Below are 13,028 nucleotides of genomic sequence, written 5' to 3' on the forward strand. Positions count from 1 at the left end.
GCCGTGACCGCGAAACGCACGCCTCTCTACGGCTGGTACGGCGACGATTTCACCGGCTCGACCGATACGCTGGCGACGCTGGCCGAGCGCGGCTTCCGCGCGTTGCTCTTCCTGCGCCAACCGGACGAAGCCCAACTTGCCGCAGCCGGCCCGCTCGACGCGATCGGCATCGCCGGGGCGAGCCGCGCGATGGCGCCGGAGGCGATCACGGCGGAACTGACGGAGATCGGGCGCTTCTTCGCCGGGCAAGGTGTCGGGCTGATGCACTACAAATGCTGCTCGACCTTCGACAGCGCGCCGCATGTCGGCAGCATCGGCGCGGCCGTCGCGGCACTGAAGCCCTTCTTCGCCAATCCTCTCGTACCGATCCTCGGCGGCCAACCCAATCTCGGGCGCTACTGCCTGTTCGGAAACCTGTTCGCGGCGGGTGGCGACGGCACGATCCACCGCATCGACCGGCACCCGACGATGAGCCGTCATCCTGTAACGCCCATGGCCGAAGCCGATCTGCGCTGGCACCTCGCCGCGCAGGGCCTAGAGGGCCTCGGCCTGGTCGATTACCGCGCCTATGCAGACGCTTGGGCGGCGGTGGCCCGTGCCCGCTCCGACGGCACGCAGGCCATCCTGTTCGATGTCGCGACCGAGGCTGACCTTACGGCGATCGGCGCGCTTCTTGCCACGGCTCTGGCGGATGGCCCGATGTTGGCCGTCGGCGCAAGTTCGGTCGCGCGTGCCTTCGCCGCAGCGCCTGCGGAGTCTGCGGGGTCTGCGGCGAAGACAGCTCCCACCCATATCGACAATCGCCATGTCGGGCCGGTGCTCGCGCTCGTTGGCAGCCTTTCGCCTGTGACACGTGAGCAGGTCGAGGCCGCGACGGGCTATGCAATGCTGCCCGTCGAGCCGCACCGCCTGCTTTCCGACGAAAGCTATGCCACGGGCCTGCGAGAAACGGCACTGTCCGCACTCGCGAATGGTGACGCTATGCTGGTGACGGAACAGCCCGAAGGCGCGCCGGCTGCGGCCGGCAGCGTCGCGAATGCGACCGGCAGGCTGCTGGCTTCGATCATGGAGCGGGCCCCGATCGGCCGCCTCGTCGTCGCAGGCGGCGACACCTCGACCATGGCGATCCGGTCGCTGCCGCTCTGGGGCTTGTCCTATCGCGGCCCTTGCGTGCCCGGCGCGCCGCTCTGCCGCGCCCATTCCGACGTTTCCCGGCTCGACGGGCTCGATATCGTGCTGAAGGGCGGGCAGATGGGGCCGCCCGGCTTCTTCAACGACGAGGCGCGTGCAGGGCTCGACGACACCTGGAGCTCACGCGGAAACACGCCGTCATCCCGGGCTTGACCCGGGATCCATGCCGGAACGCTTCCGATCAAGGTTCAGGCATGGATCCCGGCTCTACGCTTCGCTCCGGCCGGGATGACCCGCGGTTCCGGAGAATCCAGCAGGCTCTAACCCGGCAGGCAGCCGTCGGTGCCGGCGCCGCAGACCAGCGCGCAGACCTTCTCCCCGCCCGTAAGCGCGACCCGTCCGGACTGCAGCGCCGCCAGTGCGGCTGCGCCCGACAGGTCAGCCGCGATGCCGAACTCGAACCAGAGCGATTTGGCCGCCTGCTCCATCTCGGCATCGGTGACCAGCACGATCTCGTCGACATTGCGCGCAGTGGCTTCGTAGATCGCCTGATCGGTCTGGCGGCAGGACATGGTGGCGACGCGGGTCTCCAGTTTGTCGAGCGCGACGAGGCGGCCGGCGGCGAGGCAGGCATGCAGGGTCGGCGACCCCACAGGCTCGATACCGATGATCCGGGTCTGCGGTCGCAGCGCCTTCACCGCCGTCGACAGGCCGGTGATCAGCCCGCCGCCGCCGATGGCGACGAGGATGACGTCAACGTCCGGCATGTCGTCGAGGATATCGAGGCCGAGCGTGCCCTGCCCGGCGACCACGACCGGATCGCTGAAGGGATGGGCATAGGTCGCGCCGGTCTCGCGGGCATGGGCGAGTGCAGCGGCATTGGCGTCGTCCCAGATCGCACCGACGATATGGACGTCCGCGCCCCAGTCGCGCAGCTTGGCGATCTTGTCGGGTGCAGCGTTGGACGGCAGGAAGATCGTCGCGGGCACACCGAGCACATGCGCCGATCGGGCGATGGCGAGGCCGTGATTGCCGCCCGAGGCCGTGACGACGCCGCGCGCCAGCTCGTCCTTCGACAGGGTCAGCAGCCGGTTCATCGCGCCCCGCGCCTTGAAGGAGCCAGCGGCCTGCAGCAATTCGAGCTTCAGCGTGACATCGCCGCCGAAATCCGTGCCGCGCGTCCTGGCATAAGGCAGCGTCGGCGTACGGCGGATGTGGGGAGCTATCCGCTGGCGGGCGGCGCGGATGTCGTCGAGCGCGATCATGACAGGGTTCCGCGATAGGGCGCCGCGACGATCAGGCAGCAATTGCCCGGCTTCACCCGCCCCGGCTGGCGCCTGCCGTAGAGGATGCCGTCGGCGGCGTAATGCAGCGTTTCCGGTGGGCGCGAAGGGTCCCAGGTGCAGTGGATGCGACCCGCGGGCTCACCGGCTCTGACCTTGGCGCCGTTGGCGTGGAAGGGCTCGAAGATGCCGTCGGCCGTCGCATAGACGTAAGCCGAGACGCCGGGGAGTTCGAGGATCTGGCTGTCGCCGCGCTTCGGCTCGGGCTTTTCGCGGACGACGACGCCGAGATGGTCGAGGACATTGGCGACGCCGCGCCGGCAGACCGAGAGCGCTTCGAGCGAGACCGTGCCGCCGCCGGCCATTTCGGTGCCGACCGTGACGAGCCCGGCCCGGCAGGCGGCGGCGGTCGCGGTGCGCGGCTCGCCGAGATTGCTAATGACGACGGTCATCGGCGCGTCGAAGGCCTGCACAGCGGCGACATTGCGCTTGTGCAGGGCGGGATCGTCGGTCGGCTCGACGATGGCGCTCGGGATGATGTCGAGCGAGGATCCGCCGGAGTGCAGGTCGAGGAAAGCGTCGCCGATCGGCAGGATATGGTCGCTGACGAAGGCCGAGATCTGCTGGGTGATCGTGCCGCGCGGGTCGCCGGGGAAGGTGCGGTTGAAATTCAGCCCGTCGACCGGCGAGGTGCGCTGGCCGGCGATGACGGCGTGGACATTGTTCGCCGGCATCAGGATCAGCCGGCCCTGGACGCGGCCGGGGTCGAGATCGCGGATCAGGTCGCAGATCGTGATCGGCCCCTCGTACTCGTCGCCATGGTTGCCGCCTTCCATGATCACGGTCGGGCCGCTGCCGTTCTTGATCACGGCGATCGGAACGCGCGTCACGCCCCAGGCGTCGTCATGCGGCGAATGCGGGATCATGAGGAAGCCGGGCTGCTTGCCCTCCCGGTCGAGATCGACGGTGAGGAAGGCGCTGGACGGGCGCGGGGTCGGCTTGGGGCGGAGGCTGGTCATGGCGGGCTCACGAAGGCGAGACTCAAGAACGGGGCGAGACAAGCCGTCATGCTCGGGCCTGACCCGAGCATCTCCGGCCGAATGAGGCTCCGACCAGCGCCTTCTGGTCAGGAGATTCCCGGGTCTGCGCTTCGCTTCGCCCGAGAATGACGGATGTCGGGTGGACTACAGCGGCGGCAGCGGGTCCATCGGCATGTCCAGATACTTCCGGTGGAGCCGATCGAGCTCGCCGTTCATCGTGTTGAAGAAGATGAAGCCATCGAGCCAGCGCACGAGGTTATGCTGGTCCATCTGGACGCCCATATGCGCCGGGCTGCGGCGGATGACGAACTTGCGCTCGAACTCCTTGTTCGGGTTCTGCTTGGCGAGCGCCTGCGCCACGATCGAGTTGGTAGCGAGCAGATCGGCCTGACCGGTGATGTAGGCCGCCGCCGCCGTCGCGTCGTCCTCGGTGCGCATCAGGCTGGCCTTGGGGGCCGTGGCCGAGATGGCGAGCTCCTGCGTCGTGCCCTTGGCGGCGGCGACGCGGGCCGAGCCGATCGTCTCCGGGCTGCTCACCACCGAGCTCTTCGGGCCGTAGACCGCGAGGAAGGTGTTGGCATAGGGCGCGGTGAACTGGATCTGCCGGGCGCGCTCGGGCGTGAGGCCCATCACCGAGATGACGATGTCGACCTTGTCGGTCATCAGGAAGGGGATGCGGTTGGCGCCTGTGATCTGCTGCATCTCCAGCTTCACGCCGAGACCCTTGGCGACCATTTCGGCCATCTCGATGTCGAAGCCAACAGCCTTGCGGTCCGCATCCTGCGCGCCGAAGGGCGGGGCGTCGAGCGGCACGCCGATGCGCACCACGCCCTTGGACAGGATGTCCTGGAGCTTGTCGGCCTTGGCCTCGGCGGCGCCGAAGGCGGCGACGGCCAGGGCGGCCAGCCCCGCCAGCACAGATTTGCCTGCGAACAGTGAACGCATCGTCTCTCTCCCCTCGTTGATGTCTGTTCTTCCGCCTCAGTGCAGGACAGCACTGAGGAAGGTCTGGAGTTCCGGCGTCTTCGGCTCGGCCAGCACGGCGGCGGCCGGCCCCTGCTCGTGGACGCGCCCCTCATGCATGAAGACGACGCGCGAGCCGAAGCGGCGGGCAAAGCCCATCTCATGCGTCACCAGGATCATGGTCATGCCTTCCTGCGCGACGGATTCGAGAACCTTGAGCACCTCGCCGGTCAGCTCGGGATCGAGCGCGGAGGTGACCTCGTCGAACAGCATCAGCTTCGGCCGCATGGCGAGCGAGCGGGCGATGGCGACGCGCTGCTGCTGGCCGCCGGAGAGTTGCGAGGGATAGGCGTCGAGCTTGTCCTCCAGCCCGACGCGGGCGAGCACCTCGCGCGCCACCTCGCGGGCGGCCTCCGGCGCCTGCTTCTTCACGACGCGCGGGGCGAGCGTGATGTTGTCGCAAACCGAGAGATGCGGGAACAGGTTGAAGCTCTGGAAGACGATGCCGACCTCCTGGCGCAGCTTGCGCAGATCGGTCTTGGGGTCGTTGACCTGCGTTCCGTCGACGCGGATGACGCCGGCCTGGACCGGCTCCAGCCCGTTGATGCAGCGGAGCATGGTGCTCTTGCCGGAGCCCGAGCGGCCGATCACGGCGATGATCTCGCCCTTGGCGACGTCGAGCGTGACGTCCTTCAGCACCTGGACGGCGCCGTAACTCTTGTTGATCCCGTGGATTTCAACGAGCGACATCGAGCTTCCGCTCGATCGAGCGGCTCCATTGCGTGAGGGGGAAGCACATCGCGAAATAGATCGCGGCGACGGTGATGTAGACGGCGAAGGGTTTGTAGGTGCCGGCAGCGGTGAGCTGGCCCTCGCGCGTGATCTCGACGAAGCCGATCACCGCGGCGAGCGAGGTATTCTTGATCAGCTGGACGAGGAAGCCGACCGTCGGCGGGATCGCGACCCGGATCGATTGCGGCACGATAATGTAGCGCAACTGCTCCCAGAGCGAGAGCCCGAGCGAGGCGCCGGCCTCCCACTGCGTCTTAGCGATCGAGACCAGCGCGCCGCGCCAGATCTCGCCGAGGAAGGCGCTGCCATAGACCGAGAAGGCGGTCGCGGCCGCAATCCACGGATTGACCGAGATGCCGATGAGCGGCAGGCCGAAGAAGATCACGAACAGCCAGACCAGCAGCGGCGTACCCTGGACGACGTGGATATAGGCCGCCGAGAGCCAGCGCACTGGCGCGAAGGGCAGGATGCGGGCGATGGCGATGACGATGCCGATCAGCGAGGCGCCGATGAAGGCGGCGACGGTGAGCGCCAGCGTCCAGCGCGCTGCCGCCACCAGATACATCACATCGATGAGGCCGAATTCGCGGATCATCGCCTGCCGAATGCCCAGTAGTAGATGCCCGCGAACAGGCCGCGGAAGGCGAAGGCGAGCCCGAGATAGAGCACGCCGATGACGGTGTAGACCTCGAAGTCGCGGAAGGTGCGCGACTGCACGATCGAGGCCGCGTGGAAGAGGTCCTCGACCGAAATCTGCGAGACGACGCTGGTCGCCAGCATCAGCAGCACGAACTGGCTGGCGAGCGCCGGGAACATCGACTTCAGCGCCGGGAACATCACGACGTAGCGGAAGACCTGCAGCCCGGAGAGGCCGAGCGAACGGCCGGCCTCGACCTGCGCCTTCGGCACGGCCTCGAGCCCGGCGCGAACGATCTCGGTGGTGTAGGCGCCGAGATTGACGACGAGCGCGATGATCGCGGCGGTGAAGCCGTCGAGCCTCAGGCCAAAGCTGGGCAGGCCGAAGAAGATCAGGAAGAGCTGGACCAGCAGCGGCGTGTTGCGGATGATTTCGACATAGGTGCCGACCGCGCGGCGCAGCCAGGCCGGGCCATAGACGCGGGCCGCCGCGCAGGCGATGCCGATGACCAGACCGCCCACCATGGCCGCCGCCGACAGCATCAGCGTGACCCAGACACCGTCGAGGATCGATTCCCAGGCCGCGAAGACGTCGCGGAACTGCAGGCCGTATTTCATGCCCGGCCGCCTTGCGGCTCTGTCGCTGCGCTGCTCGAATGCGCGATATGATCAGGCCATCGCACCATCCGCCTCCCCTTTACGAGGAGGCTAGGTTCGTTTCTTATTTGATGTCAAGTTTCATATATGAAACAGGAAGACATGAGCGACCTGCCCGACTCCGAGAGCGGAGACAAAAGCACCTACGCGGCTCCCGCCCTGGAGAAGGGGCTCGACATCCTCGAGCTCCTCGCCGAGGTCGGCGAGCCGCTGTCGACGCGCGAGATCGCCGAGCGCCTCGCCCGCTCCAAGAGCGAGATCTTCCGCATGGTCTTCGTGCTGCAGCAGCGCGGCTATCTCGCCCGCGAGCCCGGCACCGACCGCCTCGGCCTGTCGCGGCGGCTGTTCGACCTGGGCATCCGCACGCCGGGCGGGCGCCAGCTCACCTCGATCGTGCTGCCGCTGATGGAGCGGTTCAGCGAGGAAAGCGGCATGGTCGCCCACCTGGTCGTGCTGAGCCGGGCCCAGACCGTCGTGCTCGCGACCACATCCGGCCATCTCGATGCCAGCGTCATCGTGCGCCCCGGCTATGGAAGGCCGGCGCTCGACGCCAATTCCGGCCTGCTCATCCTCGCCTTCCAGAGCGAGGCACGTCGCCGGCAATTGATGAAGGAGGCCTCCCAGGCCGACCGGGACAAACTGGAGAGCGACGAGACGCGCCGCATCCTGGCGGACATCCGCACGAGCGGGCATCGCGTCGCGCCGAGCCGCGACATCATGGCCGTGACCGACATCGCCTGCCCGGTGATCGGCCCGAGCGGCCATGCGGAAGCCGCGATCCTCGTGCCCTGCCTGCAGCGCCATGGCAGCGCCACCGACGAGGAGGCGATCCTGCTCGCACTCAAGGCCTCCTGCCGCGAGGCCGGTTCGCAGCTTTCGCTCTGAGGAACGCCTGATCGCGAGCGCCTCGCGACGGGCACGGAAGGCCTTGACGGTCACGGTTTTCGGGTGATCCCTCACGGTGAAGCGGCGCGGACGAGCTGTCACCGACAAACCCACCCGTCTGCCGAAGCTCAGACCATAAGGAGATCGTCATGGAGATCATGCGCGCGGGCTCGCGGCCGTCGGGGAAAGGGCCGGCCGACTGGTTCACCGGGTCGGTCCGGATCGATCCGCTCTTCAACCCGCACGCACCGGAACGTGTGCAGGGCGCGAGTGTGACCTTCGAGCCGGGAGCCCGGACGGCCTGGCATACGCATCCGCTCGGCCAGACGCTGATCGTCGTCAGCGGGGTCGGCCGGGTGCAGCGCTGGGGCGGGCCGATCGAGGAGATCCGGCCCGGCGACGTGGTCTGGTTCCCGCCCGGCGAGAAGCACTGGCACGGTGCCGGCCCGTCTACCGGGATGACCCATATCGCCGTCCAGGAGGCCAAGGACGGCAAGGTCGTGGATTGGCTGGAGCAGGTCTCCGACGGCCAGTATGGCGGCTGATAACCGCCTGACGAGAGCGACCGACGATGCCTGAGCTTTCCAGCCTCCTGCGGGAGCCGCGTCACGTTCTGCTCGAAACCGCCACGCCGCTCCAGAGATTGCGCCGTTTCGAGGCGAAACTCGGTCGACCCGGCATCTATGCCAAGCGCGACGATCTGATGCTGATCGCGCTCGGCGGCAACAAGCTGCGCAGCCTCGAATACTGGCTGGGCGCGGCGTTGGAGAAGGGGGCCGACATCCTTCTGGTCGGCGGCGGCGCCAGCTCCAATCTCTGCCGCCTGACAGCCGCGGCAGCCTCGCTGGTCGGGCTCGATTGCGTCGTCCTGCACAACGCGCCCGACACGCCGGAGAACCGCCAGGCCTCCTTCCTGAACCGGTTGTTCGGCGCCGAGCTGCGCTTCCTTGGCTCGGTCGATGAAAGCCAGCGCAATGCGGCGCTTGCGGAGGCGGCCGTGGACCTCGCGCGGCAGGGCCGCACGCCGTACATCGTCGGCGATTCCGTGCTGGGTGCGATGGGCTACGTCCGCGCCGCCTTGGAACTGCATGAGCAGTCGCAGCAGCAGGAGGCGCCGATCCGGCATGTCTTCCTCGCCGGCTCGATGGGGCCGACCGAAGCCGGCTTCATCTTCGGCAATGCCCTGCTCGGCCATCCCTTCCAGATCCATCTCGTCAGCGTCGAATACGAGCGGGACGAATTGGCCGGCCATGTCGGGCGGATCTATGAGGGCCTGCGGGAGCGGACGGGGCTCGATGTCGCCGCATGGGAGCAGGCACCGCCGCATTATCACATGGACCATCTCGGTGGCGGTTGGGGTGTCCCGACGCCCGCCTCGGAAGCCGCCATCCTGAGCTTTGCCCGCACCGAGGGCATCCTGATCGAGCACGTCTATACGGCGAAGACCTGCGCCGGCTTCCTCGAACAGCTCGCCAACGGAGGGATCCCGAGCAGCGAGCCCGCCTGTGTTCTCCATACGGGCGGCACCGCCGCGCTCTTCTCGCAATTCGGCCTGTTTCGAACGCTGAGCTAGAGCACGCGCGATCGGGTTCAAACCCGACCGGATCCGGCTCTGGCGCATGCCCGCTTGACGAGCCCCGGCACCGCTCTATGGTGCCGGTCGATCGAGGTTCTCCGGGTTTCGCCCGGAGCTAAGAGGGAATTCGGTGAGGCGCGTCCCGCGCCAATGCCGAGGCTGCCCCCGCAACTGTAAGCGGCGAGCCCTCCGTCCATCGTCCACTGGCGCCCTGCGCCGGGAAGGCCGGGCGGATCAGGCGTCGACCCGCGAGCCAGGAGACCTGCCGCGATCGCAAGGCGTCTTTCGGGCGGGGTGTTCCGGAGGGGTGCGCGTCGGCGGCCGGCTCCAGATCCGCGCCACCGGCCGTGTCCTGCGAAGCTCCCCCGCCCTCATCTCGGGGAGCGATGAATTCCATGTCGATGATCTTTGGCCGGTCCGCAGCGAAGGCCGCGGCACGCTTGACGCGGTCGCGTCGTGCGATCTATGAGAAATGCAACATTGTTACATTTCTTGGACCTCGCGCCGAAGCCTCCCGGTTTCGCCGACGCGGTGTCCAGCTCAGCCCGGTTGCCTCCATGCGTCCCGTCTTTTCGTTGCTGCCCGCCCTCTTCGCTGCCGCAGCCGGCGCTGCCCTTTTCACCGCGCCAGCCGCGGCCGGGCCGACGCAATATCCGCTGACGCTGGAGAATTGCGGGGAGACCATCACCTTCAACGCCGCACCCAAGCGGGTCGTCGCGATCGGCCAAACCCAGACGGAAATCCTCTATGCGCTCGGCCTCGGCGACCGGGTGGTCGGCACCGCCGTCTGGTTCTCGCCCGTCGCCAAGCCCTACGAGGCCGCCAACGCCAAGGTGAAGCGCCTGGCCGACAACGACCCGAGCTTCGAGGCCGTGGTCGGGCAGGAGCCCGATCTCGTCACCGCAATGTTCGAATGGCATGTCGGGCCGAACGGCATCGTCGGCAAGCGCGACCAGTTCCATAAGGTGAAGGTGCCGACTTATGTCTCGCCGACCGATTGCGTCGGCAAGGACAATTCCGGCCCCGGCGACGGTGTGCGCACGCAGATGTTTTCGATGGAACTGGTCTATCGCAACATCCGCGAATTCGGGCAGATCTTCGACGTCAGCGACCGCGCCGAGACGCTCGTCGCGGAACTGAAGGCTCGTGAGGACAAGGCGGTCGAGCAGATCGCAAAGCTGAAGGCGCAGGACGTCCCCGTCGTCGTCTGGTTCTCCAGCAAGGACATCAAGGGTGACGGATTCATGGCCGGCAGGAACGGCGTGCCTGCCTACATCCTGTCCAAGCTCGGGGCGCGCAACATCATCGCCACCAATGAGGAATGGCCGCTGGTCGGGTGGGAGAGCATCGCCGCCGCCAACCCGGCCGTGATCGTCACCGTGAAGATGGACCGGCGCCGCTTCCCGGCTGATGACATCGAGAAGAAGCTCGCATTCCTGAAGACCGACCCCGTCGCCAGCAAGCTCGACGCGGCGAAGAACAACCGCGTCGTGATCATCGACGTGGGTGCTACCCGTGCGGGGCTCGACACCGTCGACGGCATCGAGACGCTCGCCAAGGCGATCGCCAGCTTCGGCCTCGCGCCTTGAGCCACGCCGCCCACGGCCCGAACTGGCCGGCGCGGATCGGCCTCGCGCTCCTGTCGCTGCTGGCGCTCACCGTCTCGGTGGCGCTGGCGGTGACGATCGGCGAGATGGCGATCCCGTTCGACGTCGCGCTCAAGGCACTCGGCAACGGGCTGTTCGATCTCGGCCTGCCGGTGGGCGCGATCCAGCAGGGCGTCATCTTCGACTACCGCTTGAGCCGGGCGCTGATGGCGGGGCTGTGCGGCGGGGCGCTGGCGCTGTCGGGCGTGATCCTGCAGGCGCTGCTGCGCAATCCGCTGGCCGAGCCCTATATCCTCGGTATCTCGGCCGGCGCCTCCACCGGGGCTGTCGCAGTGCTGATCCTCGGCGTCGGCATCGGCGGCATGGCGGTGAGCCTCTCGACGGGCGCCTTCATCGGCGCCTGCGCCGCGCTTGCCGTCGTCGCGCTGCTCGCGGCGGGGACCGGCGGCGCAAGCGACCGCGTCATCCTCGCCGGCGTCGCCGCCTCACAGCTTTTCAACGCTGCCACCGCGACCATCGTGACGACGCTCGCCAGCGCCGAGCAGGCGCGCGGGGTGATGTTCTGGCTGCTCGGCAATTTCGGCGGCGTGCGCTGGCCGGACCTCTGGATCGCGACCCCCGTCGCCTTCATCGGCTTCGGTGTCTGCATGCTGCACGCCAAGGCGCTCGACGCCTTTGCCTTCGGCGCCGATGCCGCCGCCTCGCTGGGCGTGGCGGTAATGCGCGTGCGGATCGTCCTGTTCGCGACGACCGCCGTGATGACCGCGGCGATGGTCAGCATTGTCGGGACGATCGGCTTCGTCGGCCTCGTCATCCCGCATGCCGCACGCTTCCTCGTGGGTTCGGGGCATGCCCGGCTGCTGCCGGCCTGCCTCGTCATCGGCGCGATCTTCATGATCCTCGCCGACATCCTGTCGCGCGTGCTGGTGCCGCAGCAGATCCTGCCGATCGGCGTGGTCACAGCCCTGTTCGGGGCGCCCGCCTTCGCACTGATCCTCTATCGAGCCAGGAGGCCTGCGTGAGGAAGCCGGCATGACACTCGCGACCCATGACGTGCGCTGGGGTGCCGCCGGACGGATGATCGTCGACGGCGTGACGCTTCATGCCGCTCCCGGCCGCATCCTCGGCCTGATCGGCCCCAATGGCTCGGGAAAATCGAGCCTGCTCAGGCTGCTCTGCCGGCTGCGCAATGTGGCCGGCGGCGTGGTCACGCTCGACGCGCGCGACATCGCGAGCGTGCCGCGCCGCGAGCTGGCGCGCCGGCTCGCCTTCGTCGAGCAGCAGGCTACGACCGAGGTGCAGCTTTCCGTGTGCGACGTGGTGCGGCTCGGCCGGACGCCGCATCGCGCCGCACTCGCCTCCTGGGCCGCCGCGGACGAGGCCGCCGTCAATTCGGCGCTCGCGCGCGTCGGGCTTGCCGACAGGCACGACCAGCTCTGGCACACGCTGTCGGGCGGGGAGCGCCAGCGCGTGCATATCGCACGGGCGCTGGCGCAGGAGCCGAGCGAGTTGATCCTCGACGAACCGACGAACCATCTGGACATCCAGCATCAGCTCTCGATCCTGACGCTGATCCGGCGGCTCGGCATCACCTGCATCGTCGCGCTGCACGACCTCAACCTCGCCGCGCTGTTCTGCGACGAGATCGCACTCCTGCATCACGGCCGCCTGCTGGCGGCGGGCGCGCCGGAAACCGTGCTGACGGAAGCGACCATCCGCACCGTCTTCGGCGTAGCCGTGGCGATCAAGCCCGGACATGCGGGGCGCCGGCACATCGAATATCTCGTCGACCTCGATCGGGAGGAGCCGGGAGCAGGATCGCGGGCGCTCTAGATGCCGATCTGGCACGGAACCACGCCGCCGGCCCGGGCTTGACCCGGGATGACATGCGTTTCGATCAAAACGCAGCAAGCGCCCGGTTCAGGGGCCGGAATGCACCGCCTCCTCGGCATAGCGCGCGACCATCTGCTGCTGAACCTCCGTCTCCGGCCCCGAGCCGGCGGCGGCTACGGCCGCAACGGCCTCCGTACCGCTCAGGCCGAGCGCGACCAGGATGCAGGTCGCGACCATCCCGGTCCGGCCGATGCCGGCTGCACAGTGAACGAACAGCTCCCTCCCCGCATTCAGGTCCCGAGCGGCCTCCTCGGCAAGAGCCTTCAGGCCGCCGCCATCGTCGGGAACGCCGAAATCACCGATCGGAAAGCGCGTGACGGGAATGCCGAGATCGGATTGCCGCGCGGCGTAGTCCGGCGACTTCAGCCTGATCTCTTCCGCGGGCGTCAGGCAGATGATGCGGGTGATCCCTTGCTGCGTCAGGTCAGCGAGGTCATCCGCCAGCGGCCTCAGCCGGCCCGGCATCGGCCCGAGCCAGAGCGCGCCGGCGATCCCGGCCGGCAGATCGACGCGTCGGATGAAGCCTGTTCGGGTGCTGATCATCCCAGCCTCCCTCGTTCTATCG

General features: G+C 68.1%; 14 protein-coding genes and 1 riboswitch. Of the genes, 7 read left to right on the forward strand and 7 right to left on the reverse strand.

All coding sequences use genetic code 11. From position 1 onward, the window contains the following. Positions 1–3: 3 nt before the first annotated feature. Entirely contained in the window at positions 4–1,344 is a 1,341-nt protein-coding gene (locus tag AC1DNE_RS19365; RefSeq protein ID WP_441472768.1) for a four-carbon acid sugar kinase family protein, read from the forward strand. A 107-nt stretch (positions 1,345–1,451) separates the two neighbouring features. Here AC1DNE_RS19365 and AC1DNE_RS19370 read toward each other — a convergent pair whose 3' ends face one another. The 6 genes from AC1DNE_RS19370 to AC1DNE_RS19395 all read right to left on the reverse strand — a co-directional run bounded on the left by AC1DNE_RS19370 (position 1,452) and on the right by AC1DNE_RS19395 (position 6,463). Then, positions 1,452–2,396, reverse strand: a complete 945-nt coding sequence (locus AC1DNE_RS19370) for a threonine ammonia-lyase (RefSeq protein WP_441472767.1) — start codon at positions 2,394–2,396, stop codon at positions 1,452–1,454. After that, entirely contained in the window at positions 2,393–3,433 is a 1,041-nt protein-coding gene (locus AC1DNE_RS19375) for a succinylglutamate desuccinylase/aspartoacylase family protein (RefSeq protein WP_476841160.1), read from the reverse strand. The genes AC1DNE_RS19370 and AC1DNE_RS19375 overlap by 4 nt, the downstream gene beginning before the upstream one ends. Positions 3,434–3,598: 165 nt before the next feature. Next, complete coding sequence (locus AC1DNE_RS19380; protein WP_441472765.1) at positions 3,599–4,399, reverse strand: transporter substrate-binding domain-containing protein; 801 nt, start codon at positions 4,397–4,399, stop codon at positions 3,599–3,601. Between the two features lie 36 nt (positions 4,400–4,435). Then, a complete protein-coding gene (locus AC1DNE_RS19385) occupies positions 4,436–5,167 on the reverse strand; it encodes an amino acid ABC transporter ATP-binding protein (RefSeq protein WP_441472764.1) in 732 nt (243 codons plus the stop codon). After that, positions 5,154–5,804 (reverse strand): amino acid ABC transporter permease, encoded by a 651-nt coding sequence (locus AC1DNE_RS19390; RefSeq protein WP_441472763.1) that lies wholly within the window; start codon positions 5,802–5,804, stop codon positions 5,154–5,156. The genes AC1DNE_RS19385 and AC1DNE_RS19390 overlap by 14 nt, the downstream gene beginning before the upstream one ends. Further along, complete coding sequence (locus AC1DNE_RS19395) at positions 5,801–6,463, reverse strand: amino acid ABC transporter permease (protein ID WP_441472762.1); 663 nt, start codon at positions 6,461–6,463, stop codon at positions 5,801–5,803. Before AC1DNE_RS19395 ends, AC1DNE_RS19390 begins: the two co-directional genes overlap by 4 nt. Before the next feature lie 141 nt (positions 6,464–6,604). Here AC1DNE_RS19395 and AC1DNE_RS19400 point away from each other — a divergent pair, with 141 nt between their 5' ends. The 6 genes from AC1DNE_RS19400 (at position 6,605) to AC1DNE_RS19425 (ending at position 12,403) form a co-directional block, all read left to right on the forward strand. Continuing rightward, entirely contained in the window at positions 6,605–7,387 is a 783-nt protein-coding gene (locus AC1DNE_RS19400; RefSeq protein ID WP_441472761.1) for an IclR family transcriptional regulator, read from the forward strand. 149 nt (positions 7,388–7,536) lie between these two features. Further along, positions 7,537–7,932 (forward strand): (R)-mandelonitrile lyase, encoded by a 396-nt coding sequence (locus tag AC1DNE_RS19405; protein ID WP_441472760.1) that lies wholly within the window; start codon positions 7,537–7,539, stop codon positions 7,930–7,932. Between the two features lie 26 nt (positions 7,933–7,958). Beyond that, positions 7,959–8,960, forward strand: coding sequence for a 1-aminocyclopropane-1-carboxylate deaminase/D-cysteine desulfhydrase (locus AC1DNE_RS19410; protein WP_441472759.1), 1,002 nt, complete (start codon positions 7,959–7,961; stop codon positions 8,958–8,960). A 77-nt stretch (positions 8,961–9,037) separates the two neighbouring features. Further along, positions 9,038–9,247, forward strand: a riboswitch (cobalamin riboswitch). Positions 9,248–9,520: 273 nt separating this feature from the next. Beyond that, entirely contained in the window at positions 9,521–10,552 is a 1,032-nt protein-coding gene (locus AC1DNE_RS19415) for an ABC transporter substrate-binding protein (protein WP_441472758.1), read from the forward strand. Continuing rightward, positions 10,549–11,592, forward strand: a complete 1,044-nt coding sequence (locus tag AC1DNE_RS19420) for a FecCD family ABC transporter permease (RefSeq protein ID WP_441472757.1) — start codon at positions 10,549–10,551, stop codon at positions 11,590–11,592. Before AC1DNE_RS19415 ends, AC1DNE_RS19420 begins: the two co-directional genes overlap by 4 nt. Positions 11,593–11,602: 10 nt before the next feature. Beyond that, positions 11,603–12,403: an ABC transporter ATP-binding protein gene (locus AC1DNE_RS19425; RefSeq protein ID WP_441472756.1), complete on the forward strand. Its 801-nt coding sequence runs from the start codon at positions 11,603–11,605 to the stop codon at positions 12,401–12,403. Between the two features lie 87 nt (positions 12,404–12,490). Here AC1DNE_RS19425 and AC1DNE_RS19430 read toward each other — a convergent pair whose 3' ends face one another. Beyond that, the gene (locus AC1DNE_RS19430) at positions 12,491–13,006 is read right to left on the reverse strand and encodes a protein-tyrosine phosphatase family protein (RefSeq protein ID WP_441472755.1); all 516 of its coding nucleotides are present in this window, start codon (positions 13,004–13,006) and stop codon (positions 12,491–12,493) included. Positions 13,007–13,028 lie beyond the last annotated feature (22 nt).

This window comes from Allobosea sp. 05L423 (genome assembly GCF_056397745.1).